We start from the raw sequence: 18,850 nt of genomic DNA on the forward strand, positions 1-18,850 counted from the left end.
AATTGATAAGAGCCAATTCTGGAGATCGGCATGCGCGTGGTACCGAGTATTTGCACGTTCTGCGGGGTAGGGTGTGGCCTTGGGTTACGCATCGAGGAGGGTCGCGTCATCGGCGTCGAGCCACAACCCGGGCACCCGGTCAGCCAGGGCCAACTCTGCGCCAAGGGCTGGGCCACCAGCTTCGCGATTGACCCCTACAAGCGGTTGACCCAGCCGATGATCAAGGAGCATGGACGCTTCCGTCCTGCCAGTTGGGGCGAAGCGCTGGGGCGGGTCGCCGAGGAATTTCGCGCCGTACTGGATGAGCAGGGGCCGGGTGGCGTTGGTGTGATCAGCTGCGCGCGGGCCACCAACGAAGATAACTACGCCGCACAGAAGTTCGCCCGCGCGGTGCTCAAGACCCACAACATTGATCACTGCGCGCGGATCTGCCACAGCCCCTCGGTGGCGGGCTTGGCACGCACTCTGGGTTGCGGCGCGATGACCAACAGCATTGCCGATATCGACGTGGCTGACTTGATTCTGGTGATCGGCGCCGATGTCACCGAGAACCACGCAATGATCGCTGCACGCATGCTCAAGGCCCAGGCGCGTGGCGCTACCCTGGTGGTGGTCGATCCACGCAAGACCCGCTTGGCACGCCTGGCGGACATCCACCTGCAAATACACCTGGGTAGCAATATCGCGCTACTCAACGGTTTGCTGCAGATCATTCTCGACAACGGCTGGGAGAATCAGGCTTTTCTCGAGAGCCGCTGCGAGGACATTCAGCCATTGCGGCAGCACCTCGCCGGGCTGACCCCGGAGCAGACCAGCGCAGCCACCGGCGTCGCGGTGGCCGAGTTACAACGCCTGGCCTTTCTCTACAGCCATGCCAAGGCGGCTTTCACCGCCTATGGCATGGGCATCACTCAGTTTCAGAGCGGCACCAACAATGTAATTGCGGTCTCCAACCTGGCGCTGGTCTGCGGCCAGATCGGCCGCCCCGGCACTGGCATCAATCCGCTGCGCGGGCAGAACAATGTGCAAGGCGCCTGCGATATGGGCTGCCTGCCGAACGTCTACCCCGGCTATCAGGATGTCAGCGACCCGGCGGTGCAGGCCACGTTTGCCGCAGCCTGGGCTACCGAGCTGGCGCAAACGCCCGGCCTGACTTCACAAGGTATGCTCAAGGCCGCGCAGCATGGCGAGCTGCGTGCGTTGATGATCATGGGCGAGGATCCGCTACTGACCGATCCGAATCAGAACCAGGTGGCCCGCGCCCTCGCAGCCCTGGATTTTCTGGTGGTGGTCGAACTCAGCCTGACCGAGACGGCCAAATGCGCCGATGTGTTGTTACCGGCCGCCGCGTTCGCCGAGAGGGACGGCACCTTCACCAACTGCGAAAGGCGCGTGCAGCGCATCCGCCAGGCCATTGCCGCGCCAGGACTGGCGCGCAGCGATTGGCAAATACTGGCTGAGCTGGCCCGGCTCATGGGTTATCCGGGTATGGCCTGGGCCGATAGTGAGGCGCTGTTCGTCGAGATGGCGGGCTTGACCCCGATTTATTCCGCGATGAGTTACCCCGCGCTGGATCTCCATCATGGCCTGCAATGGCCCTGTGATGCCGCCCACCCGCAGGGTACGGCGATTCTCCACGAGCAGCGCTTCCCCCGTGGCCGTGGGCGCCTGCTGCCGGTGACTCAGGTGGCGCCGGACGAATGCCCGGACGCGGACTTTCCCTTTGCGTTCACCACCCACCGCCTGCATTTTCACTACGGCAGCGGCTCGATGACCCGCAAGTCGCCGCTGCTCGAACGCGAGACACCGGCCGGGCTGCTGATCATGCACCCGGCCGACGGGGTCAAACTGGGGCTGCACGATCACCAGGGGGTGCGCGTGAGTTCGCGCCGCGGTTATCTGGAAACCCGCGTGCAGCTCAGCGATGACGTGCCTGCAGGCACCCTGGCCATGCCGTATCACTTTCATGAAGCGCCCTGTAACCGCCTGACCAACGACGCCGAAGACCCGACCAGCAAAATGCCTGAGCTAAAAGCCTGCGCAGTGAAGGTCGAGCCACTGCCGCCTGGACAGGCGCCCTGCATCCAGGCCGGTAGCCACGAGGTTCGTCATGCAAGCCTATAGCCTGGATCAACCGGAGCGCCTGCGTGCGCACCTGGCGCTGCAACACCGCGTGTATGAAGTACGCGGTGATGGCCAGGGCGGGCAACACTGGCAAGTGGTCAGCGCCAAGGATTTTGCGCCATTCGAACCCTTGGCCGAACCGCCGCCGTTTTCCGCCAAGAGTTTTTTCTTCGCCGAGCGCGAGTTGCTGTTTCGCTTCGACGGCGGGCAGTTCTACTCGGCGCTGCCAGCGGTGGTGCCACAGGTGCTGTTCGGCCTGCACGCCTGTGACCTCAAGGCCGTGGTCTACCAGGATCGTTTCTTTGCCGAAGACCCGCATTACCAGGCGCGCCGGCGCGCCACGTTGCTGGTGGGCGTCGATTGCCTGCACAGCTGCGTTGGCGGTTTCTGCAGCATTGTTGGCAGCGGCCCGACGGTAGGCGAGCACACTGCCGACCTGATCCTGTTGCCACGCCAAGACGCTGCGGCTGACTGGTTGCTGCTGGTCGCCAGTGAGGCCGGTCACGCCGCCTTGCGCGGCCTGCGCTTGCCGGCTGCAGGCAATGACTGGCAAACAGAACGTCGCGCCAACGAGGTCTGCGTGGCGGCTGAACAGGGGCCGCAGCAGGAGATAGTCGACGGCATCGTATCGCTCAATGCCGGGCGCATCGACGCCGATACCTGGGAGGCGCTCGGGCTGCGCTGCCTGGGCTGCTCCGGTTGCACGACGGTGTGCCCGACCTGTTCCTGCTACGCCCCGCTGGAGCGGCTCAATGCGCCAGACGCCATGCAGCACGAACGGGTCTGGGACTCCTGTCTGTATCAGGGCTTCCAGCAGGAGGCGAGTGGCCACAACCCCAGCGCGACTGCAGGCCAGCGGGTGCAGCGCTTCTGGTCGCACAAGTTCGGTGATGGCTTCAAAGCACAATTCGAGGCTTATGGCTGTGTCGGCTGCGGTCGCTGTGACCGTGTCTGCCCAGGCGGTATTGGCGTACATGGCGTTATGCAGAGGGTAAACCCGAGATGATCGATTCGACGCCACGCACGCTGCGCCTGCTTGATCATTACGCAGACGGTGAGGAGGCGCGCCACTTCAGCTTGCGCCTCGATAAGCCACTAGCCAGTGATATGGCAGTAATTCCCGGTCAATTCTTCATGCTCGCGGTACCAGGCTTTGGCGAGGCACCGTTCACCTACCTCAGCCTGCCCGACCAGCAAGGTCGCTTCAGCGCCCTGGTGCGGCGCATGGGCACGCTCACCCAGGCCTTGTTCGAGCAGCCGGTAGGCGCTGTGCTGGGTTATCGCGGCCCCTTCGGCAAGGGCTGGCCGCTGTTTTTTTGTGCGCGTCGGGTGCTGGTGGTGGCCGGTGGCTGCGGCCTGGCACCGCTGGCTGGGGTGATCGATGAAGCCAGCTGCAATCGCCTGCCGGTGCGACTGAACATCATCTATGGCGCGCGCAACAGCGCGGCTCAGGTACTGGGGCGCGAGCGCAAACGCTGGCGCCAGACCATGTCCTTTATCGAGACTTGCGATGAGGCCACGCCCGGCCAGCGCCAAGGCTCGCCACTCGATCATCTCGACGAACTATTCGCCGCACAGCCGCCCGATGCGGTGCTTTGCTGCGGCCCCGAGGCGCTGATGCTCGCCACCGCCGAGGCCTGCCTGCAGCGCGGCATCGCCGCCGACAAGATCTGGCTCTCGCTGGAACGGCGCATGCACTGTGCGGACGGCTTGTGCGGGCATTGTTACCTGGGTACCAGCTACGTCTGCAAGGACGGCCCAACTTACCGTTATGACCGTTATCTGCAGCTGCAGGCCGGTGGTCATCAAACGCGTATTGCGCAAGATCAACGGCCTTGTTGAGTCGTCAGTGCAGTGAACCTGGAGAGAAGTCTATGCGCCCGACCATCATCGAAAAAACCGCTGCTGAACTGCGCGTCAAACCCAACTGGGACGACAGCCTCAAGGCCCGCAAGGGCTTTTCCTGGCAGGCCCAAGCCGCAGGGTTGGCAGGCCTGCCCAACGGCGGGCTGAACCTGGCATACGAAGCCGTCGACCGGCATGCCCAGGGGCGGCACCGGCGGCATGTCGCACTGCGCATCCTGGACCGTAATGGCGGCCATTGTTCGATCAACTATGCGCAGTTGAGCAGCTTGAGCAATCGCTTTGCCAATGTGTTGCAGGGCCTTGGCATCGGTGCGGGGGCGCGCCTGTTCGTGCTCTGCGAGCGCGGCCTGGAGCTTTACCTGGGGGTGCTTGGCGGCTTGAAAAATGGCTGTGTGGTCTCTCCGATGTTCTGCGCCTTCGGTCCCGAACCGCTGGAAACGCGCCTGCGCCTGGGCGAGGGCAGTGTCTTGCTGACCAGTGAGAGCCTCTATCGGCGCAAGATTGCCGGCATCCGCGAACGACTGCCGGCGCTCAAGCATGTGCTGTTGTATGACGAGAACGGTGGCACCAGCACCCCGCCAGAAGGCACCCTGAGTTTGCATAAACTGCTGGCCCAGGCCGCTGAAGACTTCACTATTGCCCCAACCACGGCTGACAGCCCGGCCTTGCTGCACTTCACCAGCGGCACCACGGGCACGCCCAAGGGCGCCTTGCATGTGCACGGCGCGGTTCTGACCCACTACGTCAGCGGCAAGTACGCCCTCGACCTGCATCCCAATGACATCTATTGGTGCAGCGCCGACCCCGGCTGGGTCACAGGCACCTCCTACGGTATTCTCGCGCCGCTGTTAGTGGGTGTGACCAGCGTGGTGGACAGCGGCGAGTTCGATGCCGAGCGCTGGTACAGCATCCTCGAAAGAGAAAAAGTCAGCGTCTGGTACACCGCGCCCACCGCCATTCGCATGCTGATGAAGGCCGGACCGGAGCTGGCCAAACGGCATAATTTCGCCCATTTGCGCTTTATCGCCAGTGTCGGTGAGCCACTCAATCCGGAGGCTGTGTGGTGGGGTAAGGAGGTCCTCGGCCGGCCGATCCACGACAACTGGTGGCAGACCGAGACCGGCGGCATCATGATCGCCAACACGTTGGCCATGCCAATCAAACCAGGGTCAATGGGCAAGCCGCTACCAGGCGTCGAGGCGGCCATCGTCACTCGCAGCGAGGACGGCAGCCTGCAACTGCTGGCGGACGAGCAGGTCGGCGAACTGGCGTTGAAGCAACCCTGGCCGGCGCTGTTTCGCACCTACCTCGGCCAGGAAGAGCGCTACCGGCGCTGCTTTGTCGGCGACTGGTACCTGAGCGGCGACCTGGCCCGGCGCGATGCCGACGGTTACTACTGGTTCGTTGGCCGCGACGACGATGTGATCAAGTCGGCCGGCCATCTGATCGGCCCGTTTGAGGTGGAAAGTGCCCTGATGGAACACCCGGCGGTGGCCGAAGCCGCGGTAATCGGCATCCCCGATGCGCTGCTCGGTGAGCTGGTCAAGGCCTTCGTTTCGCTGAAGAGCGGCTTCATCGCCAGCCAGGCGCTGCACGACGATCTGCTCGGTCATGCGCGCAAGCGTCTTGGCGCCGCAGTGGCGCCCAAGGCGCTGGCGTTCCTGCCGAGCCTGCCACGCACCCGCAGCGGCAAACTCATGCGCCGTCTGCTCAAGGCCCGCGAATTGGGCCTGCCCGAAGGCGATACTTCGACTCTGGAGAACCCGACATGAACGCGCCCGTGCCGTATGCGCGTGATTTCGCCCTGGTGTTGCTGCGCGACATGCTGCGCATCCGCCGGCTGGAGGAGCGCGCGGCCGAGTTGTATGGCCAAGCCAAGATCCGTGGCTTCCTGCACCTGTATATCGGCGAGGAGGCGGTGGCGGTCGGCGCCCTGCATGCCCTGGCGTCCGACGATGCAGTGCTCGCCACCTACCGCGAGCACGCCCATGCGCTGATCCAGGGCGTGCCGATGACTACGATCATGGCCGAGATGTACGGTAAGCAGGAGGGCTGCTCGCGCGGGCGCGGCGGCTCGATGCACCTGTTCGATGCCAAGACCCGCTTCTTCGGCGGCAACGCCATCGTTGCCGGCGGCCTGCCGTTGGCTGTCGGCCTGGCCCTGGCCGAACGCATGCAGGGTGGCACGCGGCTCTCCGCTTGCTTCTTCGGCGAAGGCGCGATGGCCGAAGGCGCCTTCCATGAGGCACTCAACCTGGCTGTGCTTTGGCAACTGCCGGTGTTGTTCTGCTGCGAGAACAATCTCTACGCCATGGGCACCGCCCTGGCCCGTTCGCAGTCGCAGACCGACCTGTGCGCCAAGGCTGGCGCCTATAAAATCACCACTCTGGCGGTGGATGGCATGGACGTGGTCGCCGTGCACCAGGCCACCCGCGTGGCGGTCGAGCAGGTGCGCGCCGGGCAGGGGCCGTATTTTCTCGAATACCAGACCTATCGCTTCCGCGCCCACTCGATGTTTGATCCGGAGTTGTACCGCGATAAAGCCGAAGTCGAGCAGTGGAAAGAGCGTGGGCCTATCCACAGTTACAGCGCGCGGCTAAAGGCCCAGGGTCTGCTGGACGAGCAGGGCTTCCAGGCCATTGCTGCCGAGGTGGAGCAGGAGGTGGAAGCCGCGGTGGCCTATGCCGAGGCCGGCAGCCTGGAGCCGCTGGAAGACCTGTGCCGCGATGTCTACACACCGGCGGCCGGAGTGGAGGGCAGGCCATGAGCCAGCGCATAACCTACCGCGAAGCGCTGCGCGAAGCCTTGCGCGAGGCGCTGCAACGCGATCCGCGGGTGTTTCTGATGGGTGAAGACGTCGGCCGCTATGGCGGCACCTATGCGGTAACCAAAGGCTTGCTGGAGGAATTCGGCGAGCAACGAATCCGCGACACGCCCTTGTCAGAGCTCGGTTTTGTCGGTGCCGGCATCGGTGCAGCGCTGGGCGGCATGCGGCCAATTGTCGAGGTGATGACGGTGAACTTCAGCCTGCTCGCCCTCGACCCGATCATCAACACCGCCGCCACCCTGCGGCATATGTCCGGCGGTCAGTTCTCGGTACCGCTGGTGCTGCGCATGGCCACCGGTGCCGGGCGTCAGCTGGCAGCCCAGCATTCGCATAGCCTGGAGGGTTGGTTCGCGCATATTCCCGGCCTGAAGATCCTCGCCCCGGCAACCCTGGAGGATGCCCGCGGCATGCTCTGGCTGGCGCTGGAGGATCCCGATCCGGTGCTGATCTTCGAGCATGCCCAACTGTACAACCTTGAAGGCGAGCTGGATGAAAGCGAGCCGCTGGACATCTGTTCGGCCAAGGTGCGCCGCGAAGGCCGCGACCTGACGCTGATCACCTACGGCGGCACCCTCGGCAAAGCCCTGGCGGCGGCTGAGCAACTGGCCGGGGAGGGCGTCGCCGCCGAGGTCATTGACCTGCGCGTACTGCGCCCGCTGGATGATGCGACCATTCTCGCCTCGCTGCGCAAGACCCGTCGCGTGCTGGTGGTCGACGAGGGCTGGCGCAGCGGCAGCCTGGCCGCCGAGATCATTACGCGGATTGTCGAGCAGGCTTTCTACGAGCTGGATGCGCCGCCGATGCGGGTATGCAGCGCCGAGGTGCCGATGCCCTACGCCAAACACCTGGAATACGCGGCGCTGCCGCAGGTACCGGCAATCGTCGCCGCAGCCCATGAGCTGTGCGGCTAGTTGTAGGGGCGGGGGAGACGCGCTCGCCCAGAATCGGTTCGACAGGAGCGACACATGATCGATTTCAAACTGCCGTCCCTCGGCGCCGACATGGACGAGGGCACCCTGCTGGAGTGGCTGATCAAGCCTGGCGACGCGGTCAAGCGCGGTCAGGTGATTGCCGTGGTCGATACCGCCAAGGCTGCAGTCGAGGTGGAATGCTGGCAAGCAGGCCAGGTCTTCGAGTTACTTATTGAGCCTGGCGCCAAGGTGCCGGTGGGTACGCCGCTCGTCAGCTTGCTGCAAGCCGGGGAAAGCGCCAAAACCGCGCGGCGTCAGGTGTCGCGCAAACCGCCTGCCGAGCAGGCAGCGCCAGCACCAGGCATGCCGTCCCAAGCAGTGCCAGCGACCAGCCGGCCACGGATTTCCCCGGCGGCGCGCAAGCGTGCCGGCGAACTGGGCCTTGACCCAGCCACGCTGACGGGCAGCGGGCCACATGGCGTGGTCACCCTGGAAGATGTCGAAGCCGCCAGCCAGACGTCGACGCCAGCCGAACGCGGGCCGACCGATCGCCAGGCCGCCATGCGTCAGGCCATCGGCGCGGCCATGAGCCGCTCCAAGCGCGAGATTCCGCATTACTACCTCAGCCAAACCATCGCCCTGGGCCCGGCCATGACCTGGCTGCAGGTGCGCAATGCCAACACCACGCCAGCGGATCGACTGTTGCCCGGCGTGCTGCTGCTCAAGGCAGTGGCGCTGGCGCTGCGCGAGTACCCGCAGCTCAATGGTTTCTGGCACGAGGGCGCCTTCCAACCGGCCGCTGACATCCACCTCGGCGTGGCCATTGCCCTGCGCCAGGGCGGCCTGATTGCGCCGGCGCTGCACGCGGTTGCCGACAAATCGCTGGAGCAATTGATGGGCGAACTCGCCGACCTGGTGCAGCGCACCCGCAGCGGCTCGTTGCGCAGCTCCGAGCTGAGCGACGCCAGCCTAACCGTCACCCAGCTCGGCGATCAGGGCGTGGACACGGTGTTCGGGGTGATCTACCCGCCACAGGTAGCCCTGGTCGGCTTCGGCAGCATCGCCGAGCGGCCCTGGGTCGATGCGGGCAAGCTGTGCGTGATGCCCTGTGTGGTCGCCAGCCTGGCCGCCGATCACCGGGTTAGCGACGGTCACTATGGCGCACGCTTTCTCGGTGAAGTGCAACGCCTTCTGCAACGCCCCGACAGCCTCTGAGGAACATGACCATGGATCAACAACTGCTGCGCCAGCAGGTGCTCGAAGAGTTGCAGCATATCGCGCCGGAACTTGAGCCAGAGGCGTTACGCAGCGACCGGCCGCTGCGCAATGAGGTCGACCTCGACTCAATGGACTGGCTGCGTTTTCTCGGCGCTTTGCATCGGCGCCTGGGGGTGAATATTCCCGAAGCCGATTATCACAAACTGGACAGCCTCGACGCGCTGATCGTGTATCTGCAGCCGCGACTGGCCGCTTCGTCACCCTGAGGCAATGGCCACAGCGGCACTTGATCTGCATCAAACCGTCGCCCGTCGCGGCTGGCTAGGGTGAAACCCTTGGGTAATTGCCTAGCAGCGCCGGAGGAAACCCTTCGCATGATGACTGACATCGTTTCTCCTCAGCCGCCTCAAAACAGCGGAGCAGCACCTGCCAGAGGCTTTAATCGGGTGGTGGCGTGCATTGGCACGGGTGAGCAGCTCAGCCGGGTGATCCTGCATGCCATTGCGATGGCCAATAGCCTGGCTGTTCCGCTGTTGTTGCTGCGGGTATTCGTCACGCGTCCAACCGGCGAGGAGTGCCAGGACCCACTCGACTGGGAGATTCGCCGGCGCGAGGCCCACGGCTTGGTCGAGAGCCTGGTCGAGCAGTATCGTCACTTGTGTGCGGCCATCGAGGCCGACGTTGTCGAGGGGCAGGCGGCCGAGCAAATCAGCTTGTGGGCGCAGAGGCATCCCAACGAACTGACTGTCCTGGGCACCCACGGCGATTGGCGGCCGCAAGGCTGGGGGCTGGGTGATACGGCGCGCGAAGTGGTCGATCATGCGCCGGGGTCACTGCTGTTAATCCCCTGCTCAGCAACCAATAAGCCGCAGACGGCTTATCGCCGCCTGCTGGTGCCGCTCGACGGCTCCTGCCGGGCCGAAAGTGTACTGCCCTTTGCCATGCACCTGGCCAAGGCGCAGCACGCCGAGCTGCTGCTGGTGCATGTGGTGCCGCCTAGCAACTTGACCGAGGTAGGGCCGGCCGAAAGTGAAGATGTCGAATTATGCGAACGTCTGTCGCGGCGCAACCAACGGGTTGCCCAGCAGTACCTGGCGCGCTTGCAAACGCGCGCCAGCGAACACGGTCTTGTAGTACGCGCCAGTGTGCTCTGTGAAGACGTACGCAGCAGCTTGATGCGTATTTCTGCCCAGGAAGGCATCGATCTGATTGTGCTCTCCGCACACGGTCGCAGCGCACGCCTGGATATGCCCTATGGCAACGTCACCAGCTTTCTCATGACACATATCTGTCAACCCATGCTGGTCATGCGTCAGCAACCGTCGTTCAACGCATTCGAGGATGACGGAGGCGGTCAGCTGGAGTTGCATTTTTCCTCGCCGAGGGTACGGTGAGCCTGACAGAACCTAGCCTCCCCAAGGGGTTACTCGACAGGGTGGCCAGCCAGTTGCGCGAGCGCCATCTGCTGGTCGCGGGGCAGCCAGGCGATTTGCCGGTATGGCTGCATATCGACACGCTCGACACATGGTTGCAGGCTGCACAGCGACTCTGCCTCGATCCGCCAGCGGAGGTCGCCAAAGCTGCCGAGTGGTTGCTCGACAATGACTACCAGGTGCAGCGCGCAGCACGGCAAATCAGCGAAGATCTACCACGCGATTTCTATCAGCGCCTGCCGTGCCTGACCAATCCGGGTGAGGAGGGCGTTCCGCGAATTTTCGCCATTGCGCAAGGCTATCTGCACGCCTCGCGCCTGCAGTTGTCGCTGCCCAGTGCGGTGCAGTTTGTCAGCACCTACCAGGCGGCCACGCCCTTGACCATCGCCGAGTTGTGGGCGTTCCCGACCATGCTGCGCCTGGCCTGTGTGGAAATTCTGGTCAGCGCATTCGGCCGCTTGCTGCCGCAGCTACGTGCGCCCTTCGAGCCGACCCGACATTGCGTCGAGTTGGCCGCCTTCGATGACACTGAATGTGTGGCGCGCGCCCTGGCTAACCTGGGGATTATTGCGGCGATTCCCTGGAAGGATTTTTTTGAACAAAGCAGTCGCGTCGAAGCGGCGTTGCGCACTGACCCTGCGGGCGTCTATCCGTACATGGACTTCGATACCCGAGACCGCTACCGCAAAGCACTCGAGGAACTCGCCGCGGGCGCGCAGTGCAGCGAGACGGAGGTGGCCGAGCAGGTGCTGCAGCACGCTCTGGCGGGTAACCCGGCAGATGCCTGTGGGCATGTCGGCTACTGGCTGATTGGTCCGGGGCGCGAACACTGCGAGAGTGGTCTGGGTTATCAGCCAGGCTTGGCAGCGGCGTGGCGGCGCTGGCTGTTTGGCCATGCCGGGCAGTTCTACGCCGCAGCGCTCAGCCTGGCCGGGGGCGTCGCCTTAGTACTGCCAGCCTGGTATCTGGCACTGGCCGGTGCGAGTCCAACGGCGTGGCTTGTGGGCATCATGCTGGCCGTGCTACCGGCCTCGGTGCTGAGCATTACCTTGGTGCACTGGCTGGTCACCCTTAACCTGCCGCCACGGGTGCTGCCCAAGCTCGACTTCAGCAAGGCCATCGCTCACAACTGCGCCACGGCCGTTGTGATACCGGTGCTACTGGGCAGCACCGATGAAGCCTTGGAGGTGCTCGAACAGCTGGAAATGCACTACCTGGCTAACCCGGACCCGCTGTTGCGCTTCGTCCTGCTCAGCGATCATGCCGATGCGCCGGCGCAGCACATGCCCCACGATGCAGAGTTGGAACAGTTGCTGGTGCAGGGTATTCGCCGACTCAACCTGCGCCATACCGACAACAACGACGGGCCGTTTCACCTGCTGCAGCGCCCGCGCTTGTACAACCCCGGCGAGGGTTGCTGGATGGGCTGGGAACGCAAGCGCGGCAAACTCGAACAGTTCAATCACCTGGTGCTGGGAGCCGAGGACGGCGCCTTCAATCTACATGAAGGGGCTCCTGCGGGATTGCGCGGCATCCGCTTCGTGGTCACGGTGGACGCCGATACCGGCTTGCCCGCCGGGACGGTCGCGCGCCTCGTCGGCACCCTGGCCCATCCGCTCAATGGCGCTGAGTTCGACCCCCTGAGTGGCCGGGTACTGCGCGGTTACACGGTGCTGCAGCCGCGGGTGGAAATCGCCCCGGAGCGTGGCAACCGCTCGCTGTTCGCGCGGTTGTATACCGGCGACACGGCCATCGACATCTATACCCGGGCAGTTTCCGACGTTTATCAGGATCTGTTCGGCTCCGGCATCTTCGTCGGTAAAGGCATCTACGAGGTCGCGCCTTTCCAGCGCAGCCTCGAAGGACGCATCCCGGAAAACAGCCTGGTCAGCCACGACCTGTTCGAAGGCATCCACGGCCGTGCCGGGCTGGTCAGCGATATCGTGCTCTACGAGGGTTTCCCCGCGTCGTATCTCGACTACGCCCGTCGACAGCACCGCTGGCTGCGCGGCGACTGGCAATTATTACCCTGGTTGCTGCGCAGGGTGCCGGCCAGTGATGGCTCCAGACTGAGCAATCGCCTGCGCCCGCTTGATTGCTGGAAGATTATCGACAACCTGCGCCGCAGCCTGATTCCGCTGTCACTGGTCGCGTTGGTGAGCGCTGGTTGGTTGTGGTTGCCCGGTTCACCCTGGGTCTGGACACTCCTGGCCGTCGCCGCACCGGGTGCCTATCTGTTCACCGACCTGGTCACAGGCTTGGCCGCCGGCCGCCGACGCGGTGCTGTAAGAGGCATGTTGAGGCGCTTGCGTGACCATGCCGGACGCTGGTTTTTGGCATTGGTGTTTCTGCTTAACGATGCGCTGATTGCACTCGACGCACTGGGCCGCACCCTCTGGCGGCTGACGGTGTCGCGCCGTCACCTACTCGAATGGACCACTGCTGCGCACCAGGCCCGGATGCTCGCCGAGCGCGGTTCGCGGGCTTATTTCTGGCGGCACATGTGGGGTTCGCCAGTCTTGGCGACGCTGCTGGGCAGCCTGCTGGCGCTGCTCAATCCAGGCGCATTGCTACCCGCCACGCCGTTGCTGCTGCTCTGGCTGCTGGCCCCGGAAATCGCCCTGGGTATAGCCAAACCACGCCGACCGGCCGCGATCGAACTGGATAAGACCCAGCGCGCCTTTCTCCGCCAACTGGCGCGACGTACCTGGCTGTTCTTCGAAACCTTTGTTGGCCCTGACGACAACTGGCTGCCCCCGGATAATTATCAGGAAGAGCCCTACAGTGAGATCGCCCACCGGACCTCGCCGACCAATATAGGCATGCTGTTTCTGTCGACCCTGGCGGCTGCGGATCTGGGCTATATCGGCGCCAGCGACTTGTCGGCGCGAATCCGCCGTGGCCTGGACACCCTGCAACAACTCGAACGCTACCGCGGCCACTGGCTCAACTGGTACGACACACGTCTGTTGAGTCCGCTGGAGCCACGCTACGTCTCGACCGTCGACAGCGGTAACCTGGCGGTATGCCTGCTGACCTTGCAGCGTGGCTGCCTCGAACTCGCCTCCGGTCCAGCGCTGCGTGAACAACGCTGGACCGGCCTGATGGACACGGTCGAACTGCTGCGCGCAGCCCTGAGCATGGTCGAGCATGCTCAGGTGAAGGAATACGTGGCGGCCTTTGTCATCGCGTGTCAGCACGCCAGTGACGCTGCGCACAGCCTGGACGCACTGCAAGAACAGGAAAGCGCGCTGCGTGTAGCGATAGCCCAGGCCATCACCCGGCAGCGGGGCCTGAGCGTGCAGCAGCTCAAGGAGATCCAGTGCTGGCTGGAGCGCATCCATCATCACCTGCTCGATATGCGTCGCGACCGCGAGCAGCTGCAGCCCTGGCAGAGCCTGCTGCAAGCGCCACTGCACGGGCGCAGGTCGCTGGTAGAACAACTCGCCGCCTGCCTGCCGACGAGCCTGAACATGAGCGAAGTTGCCACCGCCTGCGTTGAGGCCCAGGCCTTGCTAGCCGGCTTCGTCGCCACCGATGAGGCTGACGAACGCTGGCAAGGTGAACTCAAACAGGCACTGGAAGACGGCTGTCAGGCGCAACTATTACTCCGTCAAAACCTGCTGGATGAAGCCGCACGGGCCGAGTCGATGGCCTTGGGCATGGACTTCAGACCGCTCTACGATGAGCAGTCACGGCTGTTTCACATTGGCTACAACCTGAGTGCCGATCGCCTCGATATTCACCATTACGACCTGCTGGCGAGCGAGGCGCGGCTGGCCAGCTATTTCGCCATCATGAAAGGCGACGTGCCGTTGGAACACTGGTTCTTCCTCGGTCGGCCCCTGGCGCAGATGGCTGGCGGGCTGTCTTTGCTGTCCTGGAATGGCTCGATGTTCGAGTACCTGATGCCGCCCTTACTGCTGCCCAGTCATGCCGGTTCGCTACTCGGCCAGAGCGAGCGCGCCGCCGTCGAGGTGCAGCGTCAACATGGCCGCGACAAGGGTGTGCCCTGGGGCATCTCCGAATCGGCCTTCGCTTCGCGCGACCCTGAGCACCGCTACCGTTACCGGGCATTCGGGGTGCCCGGGCTGGGCTTGCGCCGCGAGCAGGCGCATGACCTGGTGGTGGCGCCTTACGCAACGGCGTTGGCGCTGGCGGTCAACCCCGCTGCAGCACTGGATAATCTGCTGGAGCTGCAACGTCTCGGCCTGATCGGCAGCTACGGACTCTACGAGGCGGCAGACTATAGCGTTGAGCGGGTTGCCAGTGGCCGGCGATTCACGGTGGTGCACGCATTCATGGCCCATCACCAGGGCATGATTCTCGCGGCGCTGGACAACGCCCTCTGCGCTGATGTGCTGGTACGGCGTTTTTGCGAAGAACCGCGGGTGCGGATCATGGAGCTATTGCTGCATGAGCGCATCCCCCAGGAGCTGCCTGCACAAACCCAGCGGCTTGAGGCACGGCAAGTGTCTGTCAGCAGTCGGGTGGCACCACCGCATGCCTGGGTGCCCAAAAACGCCGAACTGTTCCCCCAGGTTCATGTACTCGGCAATGGACGCCTGTGCAGTTGGATATCCACGGCTGGCGGAGGCGGGCTGAGCTGGCATCAGCACGCGCTGACACGCTGGCAGGGCGATGCCACTCGCGACAGTCAGGGCTTGTGGATCTACCTGCGCGACGAGCAGAGCGGGGCGCTGTGGTCGGCCGGCCGACAGCCAACCGGCGTATTTTCCGAACATGAACAGGTGGTTTTCCATCCGCACATGGCGGAATTCCAGCGTTACGACCATGGCATCCGCCTGCGCATGGAAGTCGCCGTCGCCGCTGCCGACGACCTGGAAATTCGCCGCCTGACCCTGAGCAACGAGAGCGATCGACCGCGTACCCTGCAACTGACCAGCTACGGCGAAGTGGTGCTGGCGCCGCCGCTCGATGACGAGCGGCACCCCGCGTTCAGCAAGTTATTTGTCGGCAGCGAGTATCTCCCGCACCTGCATGCTTTAGTGTTTACCCGGCGCACGCGCCATCCCGGGGAAAAGTCGCCGCTGCTTCTGCATCGCGTGGTGATCGATGACCCACGCACGGCCTGCGTGACGTTTGACAGCGACCGGCAGAGCTTCCTCGGTCGTCACGGCGATGAACGCCAGCCGCCAGGCGTCCTTCATGGGCTGGGGGGCAACAGCGGCTGGACGCTAGACCCGATAATGGCCCTGCAGGTGCGTTTGGTGCTCGAACCCGGAGCGCATCAGCAACTGGCTTTCCTGACCCTGGCTGGTGGCTCACGGCAGTCGCTGCTTGAGCACGCTGAGCGCTACTCCACCCTGGCCGCGCTGCAATGGGCTTTCGCCGATGCGGCCAGCGAGGCCAGTCGCGAAGCCCGCCAGCTGGAGCTGGAGCCCGCCTGGTTGATGGAGTTGCAACTGCTTGCATCCTTAATGTTGCACCCGCATCCAACCCTGCGCGGTGCTGCATCGACCCTGCTGGCCAACCGCCTGGGTCAACCGCGTCTTTGGGGGATGGGCATCTCTGGCGATCGGCCAATGCTGCTATTGCGTATCGGTCATGGCCAGGATACCGGCTTGCTGCGTACCTTGGTGCGTGGTCAGCGTTTCTGGCGGCGTCATGGCCTGCATGTCGATCTGCTGGTATTGCGCCTGGGGGCCTCCAGCTATGCAGAGCCGCTGCGCGAGCAGTTGCATGCGCTGCTGCAGGAAGTCGGGGTGCAAGATGAGTTGCCCCTGCACAGCGGCGGGGTGCACCTGTTGTTCGCCGATCAACTAACCGCCGATGATATCGGCTTGCTCGAAAGTGCCGCGCGGGTGGTGCTCGACGAGACTGCCGGCACGCTCGCCGAGCAACTGCAGGCGGCCATGTTGCCGCGCCCGTCGCTGCCGCTGTTTAGTGGTACTGGTCTGCCGTTAGACGACATCGCCAGGCCCTTGTCCCGACCGACCGATCTTCGCGAGGACAACGGCTTGGGCGGTTTCAGTGCCGACGGCTGTGAATACCTGATCCATCTTGAAGCGGATCAGTGCACCCCGGCCCCGTGGTGCAACGTGCTGGCCAATCAGGACTTCGGCAGCATTGTCAGCGAGGCCGGCCTGGGTTTTAGCTGGGCGCTGAACAGCGGTGAGAATCGCCTGACCCCTTGGAACAATGACTCTCTCGCCGACTGTGCCGGCGAAGCGCTGTATCTGCGCGACGAGGAAACCGCAGCAGTGTGGACCACCACGCCATTGCCGGCAGGCCAGGGCAGTGCCTGCCAGATTCGCCACGCTGCGGGCTACAGCAGCTGGCGGCGCAACAGTCAGGGCCTGGAACAAGAGGTGCTGGTCTTTGTCGCGCAGGAAGACCCGGTGAAGGTCATTCGCCTGCGTCTGCACAACGTCAGCACCCGCCCGCGACGGATCACGGCCACTTATTACGCCGAATGGCTGCTCGGGGCGCTGCGCAGCACCGCGAGAACCCATGTGGTCTGTGAGTACGAGCGCGACAGCCATTCACTACTGGCCCGCAACCCGTGGAACCCGGAGTTTGCCGAGCGAGTGGCATTCCTCAGCGCCAACCGCCCCCCTCACAGCCTGACCACCGACCGTCAGGATTTTCTCGGTATGGCCGGCCATCCGAGCAGTCCCGCCGGGCTGCAGCGCTGGGCGCTGGGTGGACGAATCGAACCCGGCGATGATCCCTGCGCCGCGTTTCAGGTGCACCTGGATATCGCCGTTGGCGCCACTGTCGAGGTGGTGTTCCTGCTCGGTCAGGGCAGTGATCGCGAGCAGGCTACGGCATTGTCCCGCTACTGGCAGCAGGAGGGGCAGGTCGAGCACGCCCTGACTCAGGTCACCCAGCACTGGGATCGCCTGCTGGGCACCGTTCAGGTACAGACGCCCGACCCAGCCTTCGATTTGATGGTCAATCGCTGGCTGCTCTATCAGACCCTCGCCTCGCGCATTCTGGCCCGCGCCGGCTTCTATCAGGCCGGTGGCGCCATCGGCTACCGCGATCAGTTGCAGGACGTACTCGCCCTGTTGCACGCCGAACCGCAACGCGCCCGTGCGCATATTCTCGCGTGCGCCGCCCACCAGTTCGAGGAGGGCGATGTACTGCACTGGTGGCATCCACCGCAGGATCGTGGCGTGCGCACGCGGTGTTCGGATGACCTGTTGTGGTTGCCCTACGTCACCAGCCAGTACGTCGAGGCCACCGGTGACCGCAGCATCCTCGACGAGCAGCTGGCTTTTCTCCAGGCGCCGCCGCTGGCCGCCGACGAGCATGATCGCTACGCGCGCTACCTGCCTGGCAGCCAGCTTTACTCACTCTATGAACACTGCAAGCGCGCGTTGCAGCAGGGCATCACCCGGGGCAGCCATGGCCTGCCGTTGATCGGTGGCGGCGACTGGAACGATGGCATGGATCGTCTTGGCCGCGAGGGCCGCGGTGAAAGTGTCTGGCTCGGCTGGTTCGCCGTGGCGACGATGAAAGGCTTTTCCGGCCTTGCAGAACGCCAAGCCTGCTTCGATGAGCAGATCTACTGGATCAAATCGGCTCAGGCGCTGACACAGCAAATCAACCAGGTGGCCTGGGATGGCAACTGGTACTTACGCGCCTTTGACGACGACGGTCGCCCTCTGGGCAGCCACACGGATGATGAGTGCAACATCGACTCGATCTCGCAGTCATGGGCGGTGCTGTCCGGCGGGCATGCCAACTCAAGGCCCAGGCACGCCGTCGAACACGCTGCCCGCGAGTTGATCAGTGAGCAGCACCGACTGATTCGCCTGCTCTGGCCACCGTTTGCCAATACCCGACGGGAACCCGGCTATATAAAAGCCTATCCACCCGGTATCCGCGAAAATGGCGGCCAGTACAGCCACGCCGCTGCCTGGCTGGGCATGGCCTTTGCGGAACTTGGCGATGCTGGAGAGGCGTGGCGGGTTTTTCAGTTAATGAACCCGATTCACCAGGCCGACAACGCCGAACGGCTGGCGCGTTACCGGGTCGAGCCTTATGTACTGGCGGCCGATATTGCCAGCGTCGCCCCCCATTGCGGGCGCGGTGGCTGGACCTGGTACAGCGGCTCGGCAGCCTGGACCTGGCGACTGGGTGTGGAATCAATCCTCGGCCTGCGCCTGCGTGAAGGGCGGCTCTCGATCTCACCTTGCCTGCCGCCAGGCTGGCCAGGTTTCAGCGCGCAGATCCAGGGCGCACAGGGCACGTTGCGCATCGTTGTTGAGAAAATTATCACCAGCGAGACGCAGACCGCATGGCCGCGCATGACCCTCAATGGCCAACCGCTGCTGGAGGAAACCGTGGCGTTCCCCTGCGACGGCTCCACGGCTGAGGTCAGGGTCTGGCTGTACTAGGAGGGCCCACATAGTTCGGAAGAATCGATAAGCGCAGCGATCACTGCGCTTACCGATTTGCCTGCGGCAGGTGGGCATAGGCGCATCGATGGTCGATGGGTA

General features: G+C 64.1%; 10 protein-coding genes. All 10 read left to right on the forward strand.

Annotation, left to right across the window (positions count from 1 at the left end):
- Positions 1-30: 30 nt before the first annotated feature.
- The 10 genes from fdhF to Q8K09_RS09590 all read left to right on the forward strand — a co-directional run bounded on the left by fdhF (position 31) and on the right by Q8K09_RS09590 (position 18,748).
- Positions 31-2,124 carry a formate dehydrogenase subunit alpha gene (gene fdhF, locus Q8K09_RS09545; RefSeq protein ID WP_305254729.1) on the forward strand — a complete coding sequence of 698 codons (2,094 nt, stop codon included), beginning with the start codon at positions 31-33 and terminating at the stop codon, positions 2,122-2,124.
- A complete protein-coding gene (locus tag Q8K09_RS09550) occupies positions 2,111-3,130 on the forward strand; it encodes a 4Fe-4S dicluster domain-containing protein (protein ID WP_305254730.1) in 1,020 nt (339 codons plus the stop codon). Before fdhF ends, Q8K09_RS09550 begins: the two co-directional genes overlap by 14 nt.
- Positions 3,127-3,966 carry an FAD/NAD(P)-binding protein gene (locus Q8K09_RS09555; protein ID WP_305254731.1) on the forward strand — a complete coding sequence of 280 codons (840 nt, stop codon included), beginning with the start codon at positions 3,127-3,129 and terminating at the stop codon, positions 3,964-3,966. The genes Q8K09_RS09550 and Q8K09_RS09555 overlap by 4 nt, the downstream gene beginning before the upstream one ends.
- 32 nt (positions 3,967-3,998) lie before the next feature.
- Entirely contained in the window at positions 3,999-5,762 is a 1,764-nt protein-coding gene (gene acsA / locus Q8K09_RS09560) for an acetate--CoA ligase (RefSeq protein WP_305254732.1), read from the forward strand.
- Complete coding sequence (pdhA, locus tag Q8K09_RS09565; RefSeq protein WP_305254733.1) at positions 5,759-6,757, forward strand: pyruvate dehydrogenase (acetyl-transferring) E1 component subunit alpha; 999 nt, start codon at positions 5,759-5,761, stop codon at positions 6,755-6,757. Before acsA ends, pdhA begins: the two co-directional genes overlap by 4 nt.
- Positions 6,754-7,728, forward strand: coding sequence for an alpha-ketoacid dehydrogenase subunit beta (locus Q8K09_RS09570; RefSeq protein WP_305254734.1), 975 nt, complete (start codon positions 6,754-6,756; stop codon positions 7,726-7,728). The genes pdhA and Q8K09_RS09570 overlap by 4 nt, the downstream gene beginning before the upstream one ends.
- Before the next feature lie 54 nt (positions 7,729-7,782).
- On the forward strand, positions 7,783-8,943 hold the full coding sequence (locus Q8K09_RS09575) for a dihydrolipoamide acetyltransferase family protein (RefSeq protein WP_305254735.1): 1,161 nt from the start codon (positions 7,783-7,785) through the stop codon (positions 8,941-8,943).
- 11 nt (positions 8,944-8,954) lie between these two features.
- On the forward strand, positions 8,955-9,212 hold the full coding sequence (locus Q8K09_RS09580; protein WP_305254736.1) for an acyl carrier protein: 258 nt from the start codon (positions 8,955-8,957) through the stop codon (positions 9,210-9,212).
- Positions 9,213-9,320: 108 nt separating this feature from the next.
- Positions 9,321-10,340 (forward strand): universal stress protein, encoded by a 1,020-nt coding sequence (locus Q8K09_RS09585; RefSeq protein WP_305254737.1) that lies wholly within the window; start codon positions 9,321-9,323, stop codon positions 10,338-10,340.
- Positions 10,337-18,748, forward strand: a complete 8,412-nt coding sequence (locus Q8K09_RS09590; RefSeq protein WP_305254738.1) for a GH36-type glycosyl hydrolase domain-containing protein — start codon at positions 10,337-10,339, stop codon at positions 18,746-18,748. Before Q8K09_RS09585 ends, Q8K09_RS09590 begins: the two co-directional genes overlap by 4 nt.
- Positions 18,749-18,850 lie beyond the last annotated feature (102 nt).

Origin of the sequence: Pseudomonas sp., assembly GCF_030683065.1 — a bacterium.
Taxonomy (GTDB): Bacteria; Pseudomonadota; Gammaproteobacteria; order Pseudomonadales; family Pseudomonadaceae; genus Aquipseudomonas.